The sequence below is a fragment of the Erwinia sp. HDF1-3R genome, from assembly GCF_039621855.1.
Classification (GTDB): Bacteria; Pseudomonadota; Gammaproteobacteria; order Enterobacterales; family Enterobacteriaceae; genus Erwinia.
The window spans coordinates 1,902,365-1,921,959 of the sequence record NZ_CP155071.1 but is presented as its reverse complement, the minus strand read 5'-3'; the positions used below and the strand labels follow the sequence as shown (position 1 = coordinate 1,921,959).

The window sequence follows — 19,595 nt, the reverse complement described above, 5'->3', positions numbered from 1 at the left end:
ACCAGGCCCGCCGCTTAGCGTACCCGAATGCCTTCAATCACCATCCGCTGCACGTTTTCCAGCGTCTGCCTGAAAAAACTCTCATCATTTAAGGTCCTGCCGGTGACGGCCTCTACCTGAGTGGCGAAATCCGCGTAGTGCTGCGTGACCGCCCATAGCATAAAGATCAGGTGATCCGGCTGAACGGGTACCAGTCTGCCCTGTCTGATCCACTCATCAATCACCGATGACTTCTCCTCCACCAGCGCCCGGAGTGAGCTTTCAAGCTCGCCTTTTAACAATGGCGCCCCCTGCAGCATCTCCATACAGAACAGCCTCGATGCCTGGGGATGATCGCGGGAAACCTCGAGCTTGAGACGAATATAATCGCGAATCGCTTCCAGTGGTTGCTGTTCATTGTTGAGGGCACGAAGGGGTGCCAGCCAGACGTCGAGAATATCCTTCAGCACGGCAATATAAAGCGCCTCTTTTGAGGGGTAATAGTAAAGCAGATTAGTTTTCGACACGTCCGCCCCCTCCGCCACTTTATCCAGCGTTGTTCCGTGTAGCCCAAACTGAGAAAAGAGCGCCAGTGCCGCATTTACAATCGCCGTGCGCTTCGCGGCTACCGCTTTGGAACGACGCGTCGCCGTTTTAAGCGGTAATTTATCTGTTGAATTCACCGTGACTCCATCATCTGTTTCGCAGGCCAGCCTGGACCGCCCTCATCGGAAAAAAACAGGTGACCTGCACCGACATGGAACAGACCTGCCTGTTTTCTGTGCACATTCTTTTTACCAAATGGTCCATTTCGGACCAAGCGCTCTACTTTACTTTAACAAAATTTCTCAACCTGCTGAATATATAGCGTATTGCTAACCTGGCACAGCCTTTGCTACTTCATCAGTATGCGCCGCCGAAACGGGAACTGCAGGATGCACCGCAGCGCGAACAACATCCTTTATGCAAAATACGAGGTATCTTTATGAAAGTTGGCGTATTTATCCCTATCGGCAATAACGGCTGGCTGATTTCCACCCATGCCCCCCAGTACAAACCCACCTTTGAGCTGAACAAAGAGATTGTGCTTAAGGCGGAGCATTATCATTTTGACTTCGCGCTGTCGATGATTAAGCTGCGCGGCTTTGGCGGTAAAACCGAGTTTTGGGACCATAACCTTGAGTCATTTACCCTGATGGCTGGCCTGGCGGCCGTGACCTCGCGCATCGAAATTTACGCTACTGCGGCCACGCTAACCCTGCCGCCCGCTATCGTGGCACGCATGGCTTCAACAATCGACTCCATTTCCAATGGCCGCTTTGGCGTCAATCTGGTAACCGGCTGGCAAAAACCGGAATACGATCAGATGGGACTCTGGCCCGGCGATGAATACTTCTCAAAACGCTATGACTATCTGACCGAGTATGTGTCGGTACTGCGCGATCTCTGGGGGAACGGTAAATCCGACCTTAAGGGGGAGTTTTTCACCATGAACGATTGTCGACTCAGCCCACAGCCGCAAAAACCCATGAAGGTGATCTGCGCCGGTCAGAGCGATGCCGGAATGGCTTTTTCGGCAAAGCATGCAGATTATAATTTCTGCTTTGGTAAAGGCGTCAATACGCCCGCAGCCTTTGCCCCCACCGCAGCACGCATGAAATCTGCTGCGGATAAAGAAGGCCGGGATGTCGGTTCTTATGTCCTGTTTATGATCATTGCCGATGAAACCGACGAGGCCGCGCGCGCGAAATGGGAGCACTATAAAGCCGGTGCCGATGAGGACGCGCTCGCCTGGTTAACGACGCAAAGTCAGCAGGACAAACGTTCCGGCAGCGATACCAACGTACGCCAAATGGCCGACCCCACCTCGGCAGTCAACATCAATATGGGCACGCTGGTCGGTTCTTATGCCCATGTGGCCCGTATGCTGGATGAAGTGGCGGCGGTTGAAGGCACACAGGGCGTGCTGCTGACCTTTGATGACTTCCTTCAGGGAATTGAAAACTTTGGTCAGCGTATCCAGCCGCTCATGGCCTGTCGTCACGCCCTGCTTAACGCTACGCAGGAGGTGGCATAATGAACAGTTCAGAAACGGTCGTCTGCGCGACCGCCTCAAACCTCGATAACATCACCCTTAAGGCACGCCCGGAGTCCATCGCCTTCCCTCCCAGCCAGACTGCGCTGATTGTGGTGGATATGCAAAATGCCTATGCCACCGAAGGTGGCTATCTGGACCTCGCTGGCTTTGACGTCTCCGGCACGCGCCCGGTAATAGAAAACATCAATATCGCCGTGAAAGCCGCCCGTGACGCAGGTATCCAGATTATCTGGTTCCAAAACGGCTGGGATGACCGCTACGTGGAGGCCGGTGGCCCCGGCTCGCCAAACTGGCACAAGTCTAACGCGCTTAAAACGATGCGTTCGCGTCCCGAACTGGAAGGTAAGCTGCTCGCCAAAGGCGGCTGGGATTATGCACTGGTCGATCAGCTCCAGCCCCAGCCGGATGACATTGTGCTGCCTAAGTCCCGCTACAGCGGCTTTTTCAATACGTCGCTCGACAGCATGTTACGCAGCCGCGGTATCCGCCATCTGGTCTTTACCGGGATAGCGACCAATGTCTGCGTTGAAGCCACGCTGCGCGACGGCTTCTTTCTGGAGTATTTCGGCATTGTGCTGGCGGACGCCACTCACCAGGCCGGGCCTGCCTTTGCCCAGCAGGCAGCGCTCTTCAATATAGAAACTTTTTTTGGCTGGGTATCAGATGTCAACGCTTTCTGCTCCGCGCTTCAGCCTGAAACGCTTTCATTAGAACCGTCGGCGTAAATTCACCCGATAAAGGAGCACCTTACATGCCAAAAACCATTATCACCCTGCCGGGTAGCGGCAATCCGATCGCCCCTTTTGTGCCAGGTACGCTGGCCGACGGCATAGTCTATGTCTCCGGCACATTGCCGTTTGATAAAGATAACAACGTGGTGCACGTCGGCGATGCCGCTGCCCAGACGCGTCACGTTCTGGAGAGCATAAAAAGCGTGATTGAAACCGCCGGAGGGACGCTGGATGACGTCACCTTCAACTCCATCTTTATTACCGACTGGAGCAACTATGCGGCAGTCAATCAGGTTTATGCCGACTACTTTCCCGGCGAGAAACCGGCACGGTTCTGCATCCAGTGTGGGCTGGTGAAGCCTGATGCGCTGATTGAAATTTCCAGCGTAGCGCATATCGGAGGCGGAGACAGGCATGCATATTGAGCTGACCGGGCCGGCGCATGCCGGGGTCAGGACGCTGGTTCTCTCTGCCGGACTCGGCGGATTAGGGAGCTTCTGGCGCCCGCAAATGGCTGCGTTATCCCGTGACTATCAGGTTGCTGTGTATGACCAGCGTGGCACGGGACGCAGTGCCGATACGCTACCAGAAGGCTACAGCATAAAGGATATGGCGGCAGAACTTGCGCAGGCCCTGGCTGAAAAAGGCGTTGAACGCTATGAGGTTATCGGCCATGCGCTTGGCGGCGCAATCGGTATGCAGATGGCGCTCGACTTTCCCGATCGGGTGCAGGGACTGGTCATTGTTAACGGCTGGCTTCGGCTGGATGCCCATACCCGCCGCTGCTTTGACGTCCGTCAGACTCTGCTGCTCAGGGCGGGTGTGGAGAGCTTTGTCCAGGCCCAGCCGCTGTTCCTCTATCCTGCCGACTGGCTGTCGGAGAACCAGACGCGCATTGAGGCGGAGGATGCGCTGCACGTGGCGCATTTTCAGGGCCGCGATAATCTTCTGCGCCGCCTGCACGCCCTGATGGCCTGTGATTTCACGATGCAGGCGCAGTCTGTTACCCCACCCGTGCTGCTTATCTGTTCACAGGACGATCTGCTGGTGCCCTGGACCTGTTCGCAAAAGCTGGAGCAGGCGCTCCCCCACGCAAGCGTCGTCAAAATGCCCTGGGGAGGTCATGCCATGAGCGTTACCGCCAGCGATGAATTCAACCTGCTGCTGCTGAACTGGCTGCAGGAAAGACCGATTCACGATGTAAACGCATAACCGGAGCCACGATGGCAGAGAAACTGAATACGACCGCATTAGAAACGCTGTTCACCGCCGCCCGCACCTGTAACGGCTGGCAGGATCGCCCCGTCAGCGATGAGCAGATCCGGGTGATTTACGACCTGGTTAAGATGGGGCCAACCTCGGCTAACTGTGGCCCAGCGAGATTTTCTTTTATTCGCAGCGAGGCCGGTAAAGCACGCCTTAAACCTGCGCTGTCCAGCGGCAACCTCGAAAAAACCATGACCGCACCGGTCACGGCCATTGTTGCCTGGGATCCGCTTTTCTATAACCGGCTGCCGGAACTCTTTCCTTATGCGGATGCGCGCGCCTGGTTTACCAGCAGCCCTGAACTTGCCATGGAGACCGCCTTTCGCAACAGCTCAATGCAGGCAGCCTATTTGATCGCGGCATGCAGAGCGAGCGGCCTGGATACCGGTCCGATGTCCGGCTTTGACCGCGAGGCGGTGGATGCGGCCTTCTTCGCGGAGAGCGGCTGGAAAAGTAACCTGCTGATCAACATCGGCTACGGCGACCCGGGCAGTGTTTATCCCCGTCTGCCGCGGCTGGATTTCGCTACCGCCTGTATCCTGGAGTGATGGCAGAACATCACCATCGCTCTCCCTGTGAATAAAGGAAACAATATGACTCTGGCTACGCCCGTAACAGCCGCTATCAGCGGGGTTGAAAAACAGGATTTCCGCAATGCCATGTCCCGCCTTGGGGCTGCGGTGAATATTATCACCACCGATGGTCCGGCTGGCCGGGCGGGCTTTACCGCCTCGGCGGTCTGCAGCGTGACCGATACGCCTCCAACGCTGTTGGTCTGCCTGAACCGTTCCGCCTCGGTCTATGAGATTTTTAGAAAAAATCAGCAGCTCTGCATCAATACGCTGGCCTCCGATCATGAAGATCTCTCTACCCTGTTTGGTGGCAAAACGCCGATGGAGGAGCGCTTTATCGCCGCCGACTGGACCACGTTGATAACGGGTTCGCCGATCCTCACCGGTGCCGTCGCCTCTTTCGACTGTCGCGTCTCTCAGGTAATGAATGTCAGCACCCATGACATTTTGATCTGCGAGGTTCAGGCGCTGATTTCAAATGACGATACGCACGGTCTGATCTACTTCGATCGGCGTTATCACCCTTTACGGCGACAGCTCGTCTGATCCCTGCACCCGGCGGTCACGGCACTATTTACTCTACTGGAGAAAACGATGGCAGCTTCCTGGTTTCCAAAATGGCAGAAACATTCCGCGTCGGCGCAGGGGGTTGTAGCCCCGGATGAAACGCTCCCGCTGGGTCAGACGATAATCATGGGACTTCAACACGCGGTCGCCATGTTTGGTGCGACGGTACTGATGCCGCTATTAATGGGGCTTGACCCCAATCTCTGCGTGCTGATGTCGGGCGTGGGGACGCTACTGTTCTTCCTGGTCACCGGAGGCCGCGTTCCCAGCTACCTGGGTTCCAGCGCGGCTTTTGTCGGGGTGGTCATTACCGTCACCGGGTTTACGGGACAGGGGATTAACCCCCACCTTAGCGTGGCGCTGGGGGGCGTTATGGCCTGCGGCCTGATTTATACCGTGATTGGCCTGGTGGTGATGAAAACGGGTACGCGCTGGATCGAGAAGATGATGCCGCCGGTGGTCACCGGCGCGGTAGTGATGGCCATCGGGTTGAATCTGGCGCCCATTGCGATTCGCAGCGTGTCTGCCTCCCAGTTTGATAGCTGGATGGCGGTGATCACGCTGGTTTGTATTGGCGCTGTCGCCGTTTTCACCCGGGGTATGGTGCAGCGGCTGCTGATTCTGGTCGGTCTGATTGCTGCCTTTGCGATTTATATGCTGTTAACCAACGGACTCGGGCTTGGGCAACCGGTGAACTTCTCCCTGATCGATAATGCCCCCTGGTTTGGTTTGCCTACCACAACCGCCCCCTCCTTCGACAGCCATGCCATATTTTTGATAGCACCGGTGGCGGTGATTCTGGTGGCTGAAAATCTTGGGCATATTAAAGCGGTGGCGGGGATGACGGGTAAAAACATGGATCCCTGGATGGGGCGAGCCTTTGTGGGTGACGGTCTGGCAACCCTGATTTCAGGGGCATCCGGCGGCAGCGGAGTCACGACTTATGCCGAGAATATCGGCGTGATGGCTGTTACCCGGGTCTATTCGACGCTGGTCTTTGTTGCTGCCGCAGTGATTGCCATTTTGCTCGGGTTTTCACCCAAGTTTGGCGCACTCATCCACACTATCCCAGGCCCGGTGATTGGAGGAGCGTCAATCGTGGTCTTCGGACTTATTGCGGTCGCAGGCGCAAGAATTTGGGTACAAAATGGCGTCGATCTCGGTCAGAACGGTAACCTGATTATGGCTGCCGTCACGCTGGTGGCCGGTGCGGGGGACTTCTCACTGCGGATTGGAAGCTTTACCCTCGGCGGTATCGGTACCGCGACCTTTGGCGCTATTTTACTTAATGCCATATTAAATCATCAACGTAAGGCGGCACTGCCTGACAGCCCGGCGGTTGAACCGGAGCACTAAAGGTTATCGCCGCCGGGTAAACCCGGCGGCCTGACGGGGTCTGCTCGCTGGATCATTGCCGATTACGACGCGTCATCAGCTTTTGCCCGATTACCGTGACTGTTGCGGCCTCCCTTCTCGCCCGCTTCAGAGGCACGTTTAGGGTCATTCTTAAAGTTACCCCCGCTGGCTTTCCCCCCTTTCCGGCCTGCTTCTGATGCGCGTTTACGGTCTTCAGCGAAATTTCCCGATCCACCACGATGCTCTGCCATCTCTTACCTCCGCTATAGTTAAGCCATCATACTGCGTTGATTATTTCACCCGGCTGAAAGCTGCCCAGGGACGACGACGTTTATTTGCTGCCGCCACGTTATTAAGCATAGATTACCGGGTAAAGTTGGCGAATATTTATACTCAGCGGTGAGATTTAAGACAAATTGATTACGACGTAATCATTAATCAGCGCCAGCAAATAGTATAAAACAATCTAATGTATTAGTTCCGCGTCATGACACAAACCTCTTCGCCGGGTGCCTGAAACAGGCAAATCCCAGCAAAACTGTGATCCTCTTCTATACTTATTCCCTGACAATTCACTGAAGATAAGAAAGGAAGTTTGTTGTGAGTACGCTGACAAGCTTTCCGGTCCTTTAACAGGCTGGCCCGGCTTAAGCCGCCCGGCAAATGCCTTTAATTTTATCAAGGAGGGAGTCAATGGCCAAAATACTGGTGCTTTACTACTCGATGTATGGACACATTGAGACCATGGCAAATGCGGTTGCCGAAGGGGCAAAACGCGTCAGCGGTGCCGAAGTAACGATACGTCGCGTACCTGAAACGATGGATGACGAACACTTTGCTCAGGCTGGCGGCAAAACGCAGCAGTCTGCTGCTATTGCCACCCCCGATGAGCTTGTAAATTACGATGCCATTCTTTTCGGTACGCCGACGCGCTTCGGTAACATGACGGGACAGATGCGCACCTTTCTTGACAGAACGGGTGGCCTTTGGGCGTCGGGTGCTCTGCACGGCAAATTAGGCAGCGTCTTTGCGTCCACAGGTACCGGTGGTGGACAGGAACACACTATTTCCTCAACCTGGACCACCCTCGCTCATCACGGCATGGTTATCGTGCCAATTGGGTATGCGGCGAAGGAACTCTTTGATATTTCCCAGGTGCGTGGTGGTACCCCCTACGGCGCAACCACCCTTGCGGGCGGAGACGGCTCCCGCCAGCCCAGCGAGACCGAGCTGAATATAGCGCGTTTTCAGGGCGAATATGTCGCCGGACTGGCCGTTAAGCTGAACGGATAACACACTTCACAGGAGAGTAAACATGGCAACGCAACAATCTAAAGAACATCACGTTGGAGAATGGGCAAGCCTGCGCGCAACCTCTCCGGAGATTGCTGAAGCCATATTCGAAGTGGCTAACTACGACGAAAAGCTGGCCGAGGAGATTTGGGAGCAACAGGGAAGCGATGATGTTTTACTTCGCGCCTTTGAAAAAACCGATAAAGACGTCCTCACCTGGGACAACAAAACCGTCGAAAGAAAAAACGTATAACGTCATTAAATCATCCCGGGGCGGGCTTTTCCGCCCTTTTTGCTGCATTAAAGCGGAATATTCCGACTTTTTTTGTCAACTGATAACGTTGTGAAATTAGTGTTCTTTCGACTACGCTTAATCCACATTTCAGGCCTGAGAGCCAGGCAGCTTATTCGTAAAGGAGCGCAATATGTCGTCTTATCAGACAATTAATCCCACCAGTAACGAACTTATTAAAACCTGGCCCGCCCACAGTGCCGATCAGGTCGAGCAGGCATTATCTACCGCCGACGATCTCTACCATTCCAGCTGGTCGAAAGGCCCGATCCAGCCGCGTCTTCAGGTGCTGAAGAAGCTTGCAGAGCTGATTGAAGGCCGCGTCGAAGAGCTGGCCAAAGCGGCAAGCGTTGAGATGGGCAAACTCATTGGTCAGAGCCGCAGCGAAGTGCAGCTGTGCGCACAGATTGCCCGCTATTACGCTGAAAATGCTGAACGCTTTCTTGCGCCGGTGCGTTATCCCAGTGAATTGGGCGAAGCCTGGGTTGAAAATCACCCGATTGGCGTGCTGGTGGCCGTTGAACCGTGGAACTTCCCGTTTTATCAGCTGATGCGCGTGCTGGCCCCTAACCTGGCCGCAGGTAACCCCGTACTGCTTAAGCATGCTTCAAATGTGCCTCACTGTGCTTCTCTGTTTGAACAGCTGGTTAACGAAGCCGGCGCGCCTAAAGGCGTCTGGACAAATCTGTTTATCAGCAGCGATCAGGTTGCAGAGCTGATTGCCGATGACCGCGTGCAGGGTGCTGCGCTAACCGGTTCAGAACGTGCGGGCAGTGCCGTTGCCGAACAGGCAGGTAAATACCTGAAGAAAACCACCCTTGAGCTGGGCGGTAATGATGTCTTTGTGGTGCTTGATGACTGCGATCTTGATAAAGCAATTAAGGCGGGTGTCGGTGCGCGTCTGAATAACTGTGGTCAGGTATGTACTGCTGCGAAACGCTTTATCGTTCAGGAGAAGGTGGCTGACGCTTTCTTTGAAAAATTCACTCAGGCATTCCGTGACGTTAAAATCGGCGATCCGCTGGACGAAAGCACCACGCTTGGCCCTCTGTCTTCTTCTTCTGCGCGCGACACCCTGGTGAAACAGGTGAATGAAGCGGTAGCAAAAGGGGCCAAACTGCACGTGGGCGGTAAGGCAGTAGATGGCAAAGGCTGTTTCTTCGAGCCAACTATTCTCTCTGGCATTACGCGTGACAATCCTGCCTGGTTCGAAGAGTTCTTTGGCCCGGTGGCGCAGGTTTATGTCGTAAAAAATGATGAGGAAGTGGTGAAGCTGGCGAACGACTCACACTATGGCCTGGGCGGTGCAGTATTTACCCGTGATATCGAACGCGGTAAGAAACTGGCCTCGCAGATTGAAACCGGCATGGTGTATATCAACTCCGCTACTGATACCTCTGCTGAGCTTCCCTTTGGCGGCGTGAAGCGTTCTGGCTTTGGGCGTGAACTGTCCGATCTGGGCATCAAAGAGTTTGTGAATCAGAAGCTGGTTGTCGTCAGCGCTGACTGACCGTTAATGTCAGCGAGTCGAACAGGCATCCCGCCCCGCTGACAGACGACGGACAGACAGACAGACAGACAGACAGACAGACAGACAGACAGACAGACAGACAGACAGACAGACAGACAGACAGACAGAGAAAAGGCCGACATCGTCGGCCTTTTTTTTACGCCATTACCTGTGAATCAGGACGCTTTATCAGTCTGTGGCACTGGCTGCGCTGGCGTAACGGCATCTGATGGTGCCGCGTTATTTTTATCATCCGCCTTAGCTTTGTCATCAGTTTTGGCTTTCTGATCGGCACTGGCTTTATCATCAGCCTTGGCTTTCTGATCGGCACTGGCTTTGTCGTCAGCCTTGGCTTTCTGATCGGCACTGGCTTTCTCGTCAGCCTTGGCTTTCTGATCGGCACTGGCTTTCTCGTCAGCCTTGGCTTTCTGATCGGCACTGGCTTTGTCGTCAGCCTTAACCTTCTGATCGGCTTTTGCTTTCTCGTTGGCCTTCGCCTTATCAATCTTATCTACGGCGCGCTTATCCTCAGCCGCTTTATCGGCGGCGGCGCGGTCAGACGTCACGTTGTCCTTACCAGCCTTGTCACCTGCTGCACCCTCTTTAGCTGCTTTTTCGCCAGCCGCTTTATCTGCTGCGGCCTTATCCGCTTCTGCTTTGTCTGCTGGGGTGGCGGGAGTGGCGGCCGACTGGGCGGCGCTGGCTGCCATTGGCGTTCCCTGAATGGCTTTATTCAGGACCTGAGTAAACTGATCCCATGGACAGAAGCCGTTAGCATCCGTCGTACAGCCGTTCATCTGCAACGTCACGCGCTGGGGTGGCGTATCCAGCGAGAGCGGGGTTGCATTACGCAACTGATCGCTGGTCTGGTAAACGTATTCCACCTTCACCAGTTCCTGATTGTTTTTCTTATCATGCCAGCGCTGGAACTGAATCATCCCACCAATCGGCGTGCGCTCATTTTGACCGGGCAGCGTATAGGGTTTGAAATCCAGGGCGGTCAGCAAAGACGCGATGTTGGAGTCATGTCCCACCAGCAGCGTGACCTTAGGCGCACTCGCCTTATCTTCATCCACCAGCATGCTGCGAATATAGTCCACCAGCGGAGCGGCTACGTCACGAGCGACTTCAGGTGATGTAAAGAGCGTATCCTGATAGGCATTCTTGATGGCTGACAGCTCTTTCCACTGCTCAGGCGTTTTGATCTGACCCCAGGCAATTTGATCCAGCGGCAGACCTTCGTAATATTGCAGGGTGAAAGCGTCGACCAGCGAGTTTCCGACTTTCAGCGGCCCGGAGACGCCCGGCTCTTTACCATTTTCTGCGGTAAATTTGTTCTGGTTGTCGCTTGCGAGGTCACACTGCTTTTTATCACGACAGGCTGGCGAATTTTTATAATCAATGATCTTTTCCAGACGCTGGAAGGCGGGCTTAAGCGCCAGCTTATCGCCTGCGCTATTCATCGCGGTCAGCGCCTGCTTATTAAAGGTATCACTGCCGTCGGTAATGATCGGGTTGAATACCGGATCCATTTCACCCATCGCATCCTGGTGAGTGACAGGAATATCGCAGCCAGGGAAGGCGCCAATAGTGAAAAATTGTGCCGTCGCGACGGTACGCTGAAGGCTGTTGGCATAGGCGTAGATATCATCATTTGCCGGGCATTCGCCATCCTTCACCAGGCCCTGCTGCGCCAGCCATTCACGGGTGTAGCGCCCCATATACACTTCCAGCACGCCGCCCTTGGTGGTGAGCTGACCACCAGCAACGTCCCACTTTGGCCAGGCTTTTTTGGTTGCCTGTGCCAGTACGCTGCCGTTATCTGCCAGCGGCGCGCGAAGATTATGGCGGCTCATCATCAGGACTTGTTCAAGCTGGTAGTCACCGTCAGCTGCAAAGGCTGACACCCCGGTAAGTGCCGAGCAAACTGCTAACGCGCAGAGACTAAATTTTTTAATCATGTTTTTTCCATCAATTCAAGGGTGTTTAGCCCAGCCGTTTAAGGCGATGCGGTTGAAAACGCCAACAGCGCAGACGCCACTCGCAGTGGCACCCACCAGAACACAGGCAGGCATGGGCATTCGTTAACCGTGTTGAGTTTATAGCAGACTATCGCTTTTACGCTTAAGACGCATCAGGAGATTGAAAAGATACAAGATGTTTTAGGAATGCTCTAATCATTTCGGGAGGATAATGTACTGCAGAACGAAATGTGGGCTTCACCGGATGGCGCAGGGAGATAAAAGCAAAACGGGCCAGCTTACGCTGACCCGTCGAATTTGATGGCGGAGGAGGAGAGATTCGAACTCTCGAACGGTTTCCCGTCGCCGGTTTTCAAGACCGGTGCCTTCAGCCACTCGGCCACCCCTCCGCACTTTATCCTTTACTCATTCGGTTTTAGAAAACGTCCTGAGCAACTGATGGGGCGCAGTATAGGGATTGTTACCGAGCTTGCCAAGCTTTTTTTTCGTATTTTGTTGAAATTATGCGCTTTTATGCAATTAATTTTAAAGTGAGGGGGAAAAGGGGTGCTGGAGTCTGGAGTCTGGAGTCTGGAATCTGGAGTCTGGAGTCTGGAGTCTGGAGTCTGGAGTCTGGCATGAATAAGGTATGCGGTTATAAATGCAAAACGGGCCAGCTTTCGCTGACCCGTTAAATTTGATGGCGGAGGAGGAGAGATTCGAACTCTCGAACGGTTTCCCGTCGCCGGTTTTCAAGACCGGTGCCTTCAGCCACTCGGCCACCCCTCCGCAATGAGGCGCACTATAAACATCCGCCCTGTCGATGTAAAGCAGGTTTTAATTCAGTTGCTTTAAAAACAGTCATTCGCTTTTCATTTGCCGCTAAAATCGCCAGGAAGCGCACTAAATCAGCAATTAATCGTGCCGGCGGCTCGCTTGCGCCCCTGTGACCCCTTCCTTATATCTGACGGCCAGAGTGCAGATCTCTTTCCAGACATCATGTGGCGGGCAGCGGGCAGCGGTCAGCGAAGCTAAACACCTTTACATCGCGCCCCGGGCTTTATTTTTTACCCGGAAAATTTGCTACACTGGCCGCCGATCAACCAGAGAGAGGTTACAGGGTGTTTTTTGAAGGTAAAGAAATTGAGCGCGATGCGCAGGGGTATCTGAAATCGACGAGTGACTGGCATGAAGCGTTAGCGCCCCTGCTTGCCGCTGAAGAGGCGATTGTACTCACTGAGGCCCACTGGGAGGTTATTCGGCTGGTGCGCAGCTTCTATCTGGAGTTCAACACCTCCCCTGCCGTCCGTATGTTGGTGAAAGCGATGGCGAAAGAGTACGGTGAAGAAAAGGGCAACAGCCGTTATCTCTTCCGCCTTTTCCCTCAGGGTCCGGCAAAACAGGCCACTAAAATAGCGGGCCTGCCAAAACCCGCCAGATGCCTCTGATATCTACAGGCGTGAAATATTCACACCCTCGTCCGCAGGCGCGTAATGACTAATTTGTCGTAAAGCCGCCCGGTTCGTCGCCCGGCGGGCAGGGTTCAGCGAGCACCTTATCCACGCGTGCGCTGCGAGGGCCCCCTGCTCTTAACCAGGTCAACAACGCCTCAACCCGTTCCTCTTCTCCCCACGCAACCACCTCAACGCTGCCGTCATCCAGATTCTTTGCATATCCTTTCAGGCCAAGCGCCTTCGCTTCACGCTGGGTGCTGTATCGGAACCCTACCCCCTGTACCAGGCCATGAACCCAGGCTCGTGTACACACTATCGCCATATTCCCTCCCGTAAAGACGCAGATTGCATTTTCCCGGCTGGCACCGGACAATAAACGCTGTTTTTCTGACTGTAAGCATAGCAAATATGAGTGTTCGTTTAATTCTTGCCAAAGGGCGTGAAAAGTCACTGCTCCGTCGTCACCCCTGGGTTTTTTCCGGCGCGATAGCCAAAATGGAAGGAAAAGCCCAGTCGGGCGAAACCATCGATGTCTGTGACAGCCAGGGGAAATGGCTGGCCCGCGCGGCCTGGTCACCCTCGTCACAAATCCGCGCCCGCGTATGGACCTGGCAGCAGGACGAAGTCATTGATGTCGACTTTTTTGTCCGTCGCCTTAACGCCGCTCAGCAGCTGCGTGACTGGCTTGCTGCACGCGATAATCTGGACAGCTACCGTCTGATTGCGGGCGAGTCCGATGGTTTACCGGGTGTCACCATCGATCGTTTTGGCCACTTCCTGGTGCTTCAGCTGCTTTCAGCCGGGGCTGAATACCAGCGTGCTGCCCTGATTTCCGCGTTACAAATCTGCTACCCCAGCTGTGCTATCTACGATCGCTCCGACGTTAGCGTGCGTAAAAAAGAGGGCCTGCCTCTGACGCAGGGTACGGTGCTGGGCGACACGCCTCCCGACCTGCTGCCGATCACTGAACACGGTATGAAGCTGCTGGTTGATATCCAGACCGGCCATAAAACGGGCTACTACCTCGATCAGCGCGACAGCCGCCTCGCAACGCGTAGCTACGCAAAGGATCGCCGCGTGCTCAACTGCTTCTCCTACACCGGAGGTTTCGCGGTTTCAGCGCTGCTGGGAGGCTGTAAGCAGGTCATTAGCGTTGATACCTCACAGGGTGCGCTGGACGTGGCCCGTCAGAATATCGAACTCAACGGCCTTGACGTGTCAAAAGCCGAATTCCTGCGTGATGACGTTTTCAAGCTGCTCAGGCGCTATCGCGACGAGGGAGAGAAATTTGATCTTATCGTAATGGATCCCCCGAAATTTGTTGAAAACAAAAATCAGCTTGCGGGCGCCTGTCGGGGGTATAAGGATATCAATATGCTGGCCATGCAGCTGTTGAACCCCGGCGGCATGTTGCTCACCTTCTCCTGCTCGGGACTGATGCCGACTGATTTATTTCAGAAAATTATCGCCGATGCCGCGCTTGATGCGCAGCGTGACGTTCAGTTTATCGAACAGTTCCGTCAGGCCGCCGACCATCCGGTGATCGCCAGCTACCCGGAAGGAATGTATCTTAAGGGTTTTGCCTGCCACGTGCTGTGACTTGAAAACATCGCCCCTGCCCCCATGTTATTGACAGGGCATGTTTCTCAGGAGATTACGATGATTGCCAGCAAATTTGGACTCGGTCAGCAGGTGCGGCATCAGCTGCATGGATTCTTAGGCGTGGTAGTTGATGTCGACCCCGAATACTCTCTGGAGGATCAGGAGGTCGATGATACCACCACCAGCGGCTCGCTTCGGCATGCGCCCTGGTACCATGTCGTCATGGAAAATGAAGAGGGGGAAACGGTACACACCTATCTCGCTGAGGCGCAGCTCTCATGGGCGCTGCCCGGCGATCACCCCGAACAGCCCTCCATGGACGAGCTGGCCGCCTCTATACGCCAGCAGCTCCAGGCACCGCGCCTGAGAAATTAACTGTCGTGCAGGGAGAGTCACTCCCCTCAAAAGCCCGCGCTGCGGGCTTTTATTTTTTCCAGCCGGACGCGGCTCCTGTTACGCTTTTTCCAGGCCGAGGCGCGGTATTTCAATTTTGGGGCAGCGATCCATCACCACCTTCAGGCCAGCACTCTCTGCCAGCACCGCAGCCTGCTCGTTGATCACCCCGAGCTGGAGCCAGAGCGATTTCGCCCCAATGGCAATCGCCTCCTGGGCCACACCGTAAGCGGCTTCCGAATTGCGAAAAACATCTACCATGTCTACCGGTTCGGGAATATCTTCAAGCGATGCATAAGCCTTTTGGCCCAGCAGAACCTTCCCCTCAAGCTTCGGACTGACCGGGGTCACTTTATAGCCCTGAGATAACAGATAGGACATGACTCCATAGCTGGCTCGCGCGGGTTTATCACTCGCACCCACCAGCGCAATATGCTGCGTACCGCCTAAAATCTCCGCAATCATTTTATCCTGCATAGCATCCTCCTCATTATTCAATCCTCTTATTTTATGCCCTTCTGAGTACTTCGTTAATGACTGGGCCGGTTTATTGCGTACTGGCTGGACTAAACCGCACTAAGAGTATGTAAAAATGTTAATGCTGTGCCATAATGAAAGACTTTGATACATTCACTGTACTCGCATTCCCGCCGGCTGGAGAAAGAATGAAGCTGCGTCTGTCCCTGACAGGGCTACTGGCGATGCTGGTTGCGATAAGCACGCAGGCCACCACCCTGAAGCTTTCGCCTGATATCGATCTGTTGGTTCTTGATGGTCATAAAATATCGGGTTCGTTATTAAAAGGTGCCGAGGGCCTTGAACTGGAACGCGGTCAGCACCAGTTTTTGTTTCGAGTCGAAAAAAATCTGCAAAAAGGGCCACAGCAAAATGAGATGTGGCTCTCGGCCCCGATGATCGTCACCTTCAACACGGTGCATGCCCGTTCGGTCACTATCAAACTCCCCCTTCTGACCAGCCATCCTTTAAGGAAGGCTTTTGACAAAAATGCAGATTTTCAGCTGGTCGATGAAAAGGGGGTACTGATTGAGAGTCAGCGCGACCGCTTGAACACGGCGGGCAGTATGGATTTTGAACAGGCGATGGTTATCTACAATTTGAAAGGGAACGTCGCGTCGGTCGCGCGTTTTGCCCGTCAGCCAAAGCCGGGCGCAGCGGCCAGCGAAAGTCCGGACGATCTCGCCAGCAGTCAACATCCCGGTGGACGGCTGCTCTATCTCTGGTATCAGCAGGTTGACTCTGCTACGCGTCAGCGATTTATGGTCCTCATGCAGGCACTGCGTACCAGTTGATGTATGCTGCCCTGCCGCTTAAAATCGGCAGGTACAGGGTTATCTCCCTCACCTATTGTTGTGAAACCAGGAAACCGGCATGGAACAAACCACTCGCACTATTCAGGAAAAAAAACATATTGCGCTGGTCGCGCATGACCACTGTAAAACGTCGCTGATGGAGTGGGTCGGTATCCATAAAGAGATACTCAGCGCACACACGCTGTACGCTACCGGCACTACGGGTAACCTGGTGCAGCGCGCGACCGGACTTCCGGTAACGGCGATGCTTAGCGGGCCAATGGGCGGCGATCAACAGGTTGGCGCACTGATTGCAGAACTTAAAATCGACGTGCTTTTTTTCTTCTGGGATCCGTTAAACGCCGTCCCCCACGATCCGGATGTAAAAGCACTACTGCGCCTGGCGACCGTATGGAATATTCCGGTAGCGACGAATCGCGCGACGGCTGATTTCATTATCCATTCGCCACTTTTTACCCGGCCGGTCGAGATTATCATCCCTGACTACCAGCGCTATCTGCAGGAACGCCTGAACTGATTGTGTTGCAGCGGCCCACAGTGGCCGCTGCAACCGTTATGGCTTACGCAATACCGGCACGCCCAGCTCTCTGAACTCCTCCACAAAGACCGACGGATTTTCTTTTTCATACAGCAGCCAGACCTGCTGCCTCGCGCGGGTAAGGGCAACATAGGCCAGTCGCCGCTCTTCGGCATCCGGAAATGCCTCTGGCTGCGGTAGCAGCGCCTGTTCAATCACCGATTCTCTTGCCTCGGCGGGAAAGCCCTCTTTATCCGCCCGCAGGCCCAGCAAAATTACATAGTCTGCCTGCTGGCCTTTACTGGCATGGATGCTGGTGAAATCTATCTTCAGCTTCGGCCAGCGGGTTTTCGCCTTATCCAGCAGCTGTGGACGCAGGTAGTGATAGCGGGCAAGGATCAAAATCCGCTCATCCGGCGCTGCATAGCCGCTCATTTTGTCCAGCAACGCCTCCAGCTGTCCTTCTGGCAGCAGTGAAACGGCGCGTTTGCCCCCCTTGCTCAGGCTGTTCAACGGTTTTTTAAGCTGATGGGGATTATGCTGAATAAAGCGGTTTGCAACATCACCGATGCGATCGTTAAAGCGGTAGGTGGTATCAAGGAAGCAGCGATCGCCTTCACCAAAATGGTGATGGAACGCGGTGGTCAGCGTCATTTCTGCCCCACTGAACCGATATATCGCCTGCCAGTCATCGCCAACGGCAAAGAGCGAGGTTTGTTTGTTTTGCCTTCTCAGTGCGGCCAGCAGCGCAGCACGCTGCGGCGAGATATCCTGAAACTCATCAACCAGAATATGCTTCCAGGGGCTGATAAAACGGCCTTTATCCAGAATATTCACTGCCAGATGGATCAGGCCAGAGAAGTCTATTGCGCCCTCCTCTTTCAGCGCGCTTTTCCAGGCCTTAACCAGGGGGGCCATCAGTTTTACACGCTTAGAGAAAACGTCACGTATCGCCTCCGGTGCGGATGCAATCATCTCCGCCTGCGCCCCGCCGTGCATACGTATTAACCCCAGCCAACGTTCCAGCCGGCCCGCCAGCTTTTTAGCCAGGCGGTCATCCTGCCAGAATTCCCCTTCGCCAGGCGACCACGCCAGTTCATCCTGTAGCCACTGTCTCCAGCCGTTCGCGTGCGCTTTTTTCTCGCTGCACTGCTGACGCCAAACCGCAATCAGCAGCTTATGCCGCTCGGCACTGTCGGTCTCAAGCCTGCTTATCGTCGGAGATTTGTTACTTCCCTGGCTGATGATATTCAGTGCCAGGGAGTGAAAGGTACGGGCTTCTATGCCTTCCGCATCCAACCGTTTTCGGATGCGATCGTTCATCTCACCAGCGGCCTGATGACCAAAGGCCAGTAGCAGGATTTGCTCTGGCGCGGCCTGTCGCCGCATTAACAGCCATCCTGCTCGCGCAACCAATACCGAGGTTTTGCCGCTGCCTGCTCCCGCCAGTACCAGCAGTGAATCCTCACCGTTGACCACCGCCCTCGCCTGAGAAGCATTAAGCGGAGAGGTTTCAACCCTGTTAAAAAAGTCAGCATACTGCTCCAGCATTTTTTCTGTCCAGCTGGCATTGCGCTGCTGGCGCTGTGCATCGCCGCTTTCCAGCCAGCGCAAACAAAACAGGGCCGCATCCCGACAGTTATCAAACTCTTCTAATCGCGCAACGGGTAGCGGTAAAGAGGAAAAGGCTTCTGTAATCACGCTGCGCCAGTCTGCCACATCACTGCGCTTCAGCCATTTTTCCTGCTGTTCAAAGGTGTGAAGTTTTTCGACCAGGCTCTCCAGTACGTCAGCAGCGACCAGGCTCATCTCGTCGCTCCAGAGCTGCCATGCGTGGCTGAGATGATGGTAAAAGCGCTGGGTTTCCTGCCATTCGGTGCCATGCAGCCGCACCACTTTGTCATCCGGCAGCGAGAACTCAAGCTCACCCCAGACCAGACCTCGCTTGCATTTGATGGCTAACAGTTGATTAAACGGAATAAGGTATTCATGCTTTTCGCCACTGACCTCGACGCCGGCGCGTAGCAGCCGCACCCGATTGTAGGGATGTTGCGCCAGATGTTTACCCAGCGACGTTGCTTTCAGTTCCATGACGAGACCCTGGCTACTGTTGAATTCTCCAGGCGGTAGTTTACCCGGCGGGAGTGTACCGCTCCAGAGTTAAAAAACGGTATAATCAGTCCATTAAGCTATGCGACTCGTATTTACCCTAAGGATTGTCCCCATGCGTACTGTTTTAAACATTATTAACTTTGTTTTAGGTGGCTTTCTCACCACGCTCAGCTGGCTGCTGGCCACGGTATTGAGCGTGGTTTTTATCGTCACTCTGCCGTTAACCCGCTCCTGCTGGGAAATCACCCGACTTTCCCTTGTGCCTTTTGGCAATGAAGCGGTGCACGTTGACGAGCTGTATCCTGACCGGAAGAGCGCGGTGCTGAACTCGGGCGGAACACTGCTAAATGTGCTGTGGTTTATTCTTTTCGGCTGGTGGCTATGCGTGATGCATGTTCTGACCGGCATTGCTCAGTGCATCACCCTGATTGGCATTCCTCTGGGCATAGCCAACTTTAAGATTGCTGCTATCGCGCTCTGGCCAGTGGGCCGCCGTGTGGTTCCGGTTGAAGTGGCTCAGGCTGCCCGTGAAGCCAATGCCCGCCGCCGATTTAACTGACT

At 54.5% G+C, this 19,595-nt stretch carries 22 protein-coding genes and 2 tRNA genes; 16 read left to right on the top strand and 8 right to left on the bottom strand.

The features are described from left to right. Nucleotides 1–14: 14 nt before the first annotated feature. Nucleotides 15–662: an HTH-type transcriptional regulator RutR gene (gene rutR / locus AAGR22_RS08830; protein WP_345831304.1), complete on the bottom strand. Its 648-nt coding sequence runs from the start codon at nucleotides 660–662 to the stop codon at nucleotides 15–17. Between the two features lie 302 nt (nucleotides 663–964). Here rutR and rutA point away from each other — a divergent pair, with 302 nt between their 5' ends. The 7 genes from rutA to rutG are packed head-to-tail and all read left to right on the top strand — an operon-like array spanning nucleotide 965 to nucleotide 6,569. Beyond that, a complete protein-coding gene (gene rutA / locus AAGR22_RS08825; protein WP_345831303.1) occupies nucleotides 965–2,056 on the top strand; it encodes a pyrimidine utilization protein A in 1,092 nt (363 codons plus the stop codon). Further along, nucleotides 2,056–2,802, top strand: coding sequence for a pyrimidine utilization protein B (rutB, locus tag AAGR22_RS08820; protein ID WP_345831302.1), 747 nt, complete (start codon nucleotides 2,056–2,058; stop codon nucleotides 2,800–2,802). The genes rutA and rutB overlap by 1 nt, the downstream gene beginning before the upstream one ends. 26 nt (nucleotides 2,803–2,828) lie before the next feature. Beyond that, nucleotides 2,829–3,233, top strand: coding sequence for a pyrimidine utilization protein C (gene rutC / locus AAGR22_RS08815; protein ID WP_345831301.1), 405 nt, complete (start codon nucleotides 2,829–2,831; stop codon nucleotides 3,231–3,233). After that, entirely contained in the window at nucleotides 3,223–4,020 is a 798-nt protein-coding gene (gene rutD / locus AAGR22_RS08810) for a pyrimidine utilization protein D (RefSeq protein ID WP_345831300.1), read from the top strand. Before rutC ends, rutD begins: the two co-directional genes overlap by 11 nt. An 11-nt stretch (nucleotides 4,021–4,031) precedes the next feature. After that, the gene (locus tag AAGR22_RS08805; RefSeq protein ID WP_345831299.1) at nucleotides 4,032–4,622 is read left to right on the top strand and encodes a malonic semialdehyde reductase; all 591 of its coding nucleotides are present in this window, start codon (nucleotides 4,032–4,034) and stop codon (nucleotides 4,620–4,622) included. Between the two features lie 45 nt (nucleotides 4,623–4,667). After that, nucleotides 4,668–5,192: an NADH-dependent FMN reductase RutF gene (gene rutF / locus AAGR22_RS08800; RefSeq protein WP_345831298.1), complete on the top strand. Its 525-nt coding sequence runs from the start codon at nucleotides 4,668–4,670 to the stop codon at nucleotides 5,190–5,192. Between the two features lie 48 nt (nucleotides 5,193–5,240). Then, nucleotides 5,241–6,569: a pyrimidine utilization transport protein G gene (rutG, locus tag AAGR22_RS08795; RefSeq protein WP_345831297.1), complete on the top strand. Its 1,329-nt coding sequence runs from the start codon at nucleotides 5,241–5,243 to the stop codon at nucleotides 6,567–6,569. 62 nt (nucleotides 6,570–6,631) lie between these two features. On the opposite strand, the gene AAGR22_RS08790 is transcribed toward rutG, so the two are convergent. Next, a complete protein-coding gene (locus tag AAGR22_RS08790; protein WP_067703003.1) occupies nucleotides 6,632–6,820 on the bottom strand; it encodes a general stress protein in 189 nt (62 codons plus the stop codon). Between the two features lie 442 nt (nucleotides 6,821–7,262). Here AAGR22_RS08790 and wrbA point away from each other — a divergent pair, with 442 nt between their 5' ends. The 3 genes from wrbA (at nucleotide 7,263) to AAGR22_RS08775 (ending at nucleotide 9,664) form a co-directional block, all read left to right on the top strand. Continuing rightward, a complete protein-coding gene (wrbA, locus tag AAGR22_RS08785; RefSeq protein ID WP_067703001.1) occupies nucleotides 7,263–7,862 on the top strand; it encodes an NAD(P)H:quinone oxidoreductase in 600 nt (199 codons plus the stop codon). 22 nt (nucleotides 7,863–7,884) lie between these two features. Continuing rightward, complete coding sequence (locus AAGR22_RS08780) at nucleotides 7,885–8,115, top strand: YccJ family protein (RefSeq protein ID WP_067702997.1); 231 nt, start codon at nucleotides 7,885–7,887, stop codon at nucleotides 8,113–8,115. Between the two features lie 172 nt (nucleotides 8,116–8,287). Continuing rightward, the gene (locus AAGR22_RS08775; protein WP_067702994.1) at nucleotides 8,288–9,664 is read left to right on the top strand and encodes an NAD-dependent succinate-semialdehyde dehydrogenase; all 1,377 of its coding nucleotides are present in this window, start codon (nucleotides 8,288–8,290) and stop codon (nucleotides 9,662–9,664) included. Between the two features lie 176 nt (nucleotides 9,665–9,840). On the opposite strand, the gene agp is transcribed toward AAGR22_RS08775, so the two are convergent. From agp to AAGR22_RS08760, 3 genes are all read right to left on the bottom strand, one after another. Next, nucleotides 9,841–11,625, bottom strand: coding sequence for a bifunctional glucose-1-phosphatase/inositol phosphatase (gene agp / locus AAGR22_RS08770; RefSeq protein WP_345831296.1), 1,785 nt, complete (start codon nucleotides 11,623–11,625; stop codon nucleotides 9,841–9,843). 322 nt (nucleotides 11,626–11,947) lie between these two features. After that, a tRNA-Ser gene (locus AAGR22_RS08765) sits at nucleotides 11,948–12,035 on the bottom strand. Between the two features lie 291 nt (nucleotides 12,036–12,326). Next, nucleotides 12,327–12,414, bottom strand: a tRNA-Ser gene (locus AAGR22_RS08760). 332 nt (nucleotides 12,415–12,746) lie between these two features. On the opposite strand from AAGR22_RS08760, the gene AAGR22_RS08755 reads away from it, so the two are divergent. Then, nucleotides 12,747–13,073, top strand: a complete 327-nt coding sequence (locus AAGR22_RS08755; RefSeq protein WP_345831295.1) for a TusE/DsrC/DsvC family sulfur relay protein — start codon at nucleotides 12,747–12,749, stop codon at nucleotides 13,071–13,073. Nucleotides 13,074–13,122: 49 nt separating this feature from the next. Here AAGR22_RS08755 and yccX read toward each other — a convergent pair whose 3' ends face one another. Next, on the bottom strand, nucleotides 13,123–13,401 hold the full coding sequence (gene yccX / locus AAGR22_RS08750) for an acylphosphatase (RefSeq protein ID WP_345831294.1): 279 nt from the start codon (nucleotides 13,399–13,401) through the stop codon (nucleotides 13,123–13,125). 86 nt (nucleotides 13,402–13,487) lie between these two features. On the opposite strand from yccX, the gene rlmI reads away from it, so the two are divergent. Together rlmI and hspQ are read left to right on the top strand one after the other, a co-directional pair. Next, nucleotides 13,488–14,678 (top strand): 23S rRNA (cytosine(1962)-C(5))-methyltransferase RlmI, encoded by a 1,191-nt coding sequence (gene rlmI, locus AAGR22_RS08745; protein WP_345831293.1) that lies wholly within the window; start codon nucleotides 13,488–13,490, stop codon nucleotides 14,676–14,678. A gap of 60 nt (nucleotides 14,679–14,738) precedes the next feature. Then, nucleotides 14,739–15,056, top strand: a complete 318-nt coding sequence (hspQ, locus tag AAGR22_RS08740; protein WP_067702981.1) for a heat shock protein HspQ — start codon at nucleotides 14,739–14,741, stop codon at nucleotides 15,054–15,056. A gap of 78 nt (nucleotides 15,057–15,134) precedes the next feature. On the opposite strand, the gene AAGR22_RS08735 is transcribed toward hspQ, so the two are convergent. After that, on the bottom strand, nucleotides 15,135–15,551 hold the full coding sequence (locus AAGR22_RS08735) for a CoA-binding protein (protein ID WP_067702979.1): 417 nt from the start codon (nucleotides 15,549–15,551) through the stop codon (nucleotides 15,135–15,137). Between the two features lie 188 nt (nucleotides 15,552–15,739). Between AAGR22_RS08735 and AAGR22_RS08730 the strand changes: the two genes are divergently transcribed. After that, complete coding sequence (locus AAGR22_RS08730) at nucleotides 15,740–16,384, top strand: DUF2057 family protein (protein ID WP_067702976.1); 645 nt, start codon at nucleotides 15,740–15,742, stop codon at nucleotides 16,382–16,384. Between the two features lie 79 nt (nucleotides 16,385–16,463). Further along, the gene (locus AAGR22_RS08725; RefSeq protein WP_067702973.1) at nucleotides 16,464–16,922 is read left to right on the top strand and encodes a methylglyoxal synthase; all 459 of its coding nucleotides are present in this window, start codon (nucleotides 16,464–16,466) and stop codon (nucleotides 16,920–16,922) included. Nucleotides 16,923–16,958: 36 nt separating this feature from the next. On the opposite strand, the gene helD is transcribed toward AAGR22_RS08725, so the two are convergent. Continuing rightward, entirely contained in the window at nucleotides 16,959–19,013 is a 2,055-nt protein-coding gene (gene helD, locus AAGR22_RS08720; RefSeq protein ID WP_345831292.1) for a DNA helicase IV, read from the bottom strand. 133 nt (nucleotides 19,014–19,146) lie between these two features. Here helD and AAGR22_RS08715 point away from each other — a divergent pair, with 133 nt between their 5' ends. After that, complete coding sequence (locus AAGR22_RS08715) at nucleotides 19,147–19,593, top strand: YccF domain-containing protein (protein ID WP_345831291.1); 447 nt, start codon at nucleotides 19,147–19,149, stop codon at nucleotides 19,591–19,593. The last annotated feature ends 2 nt before the right edge of the window (nucleotides 19,594–19,595 follow it).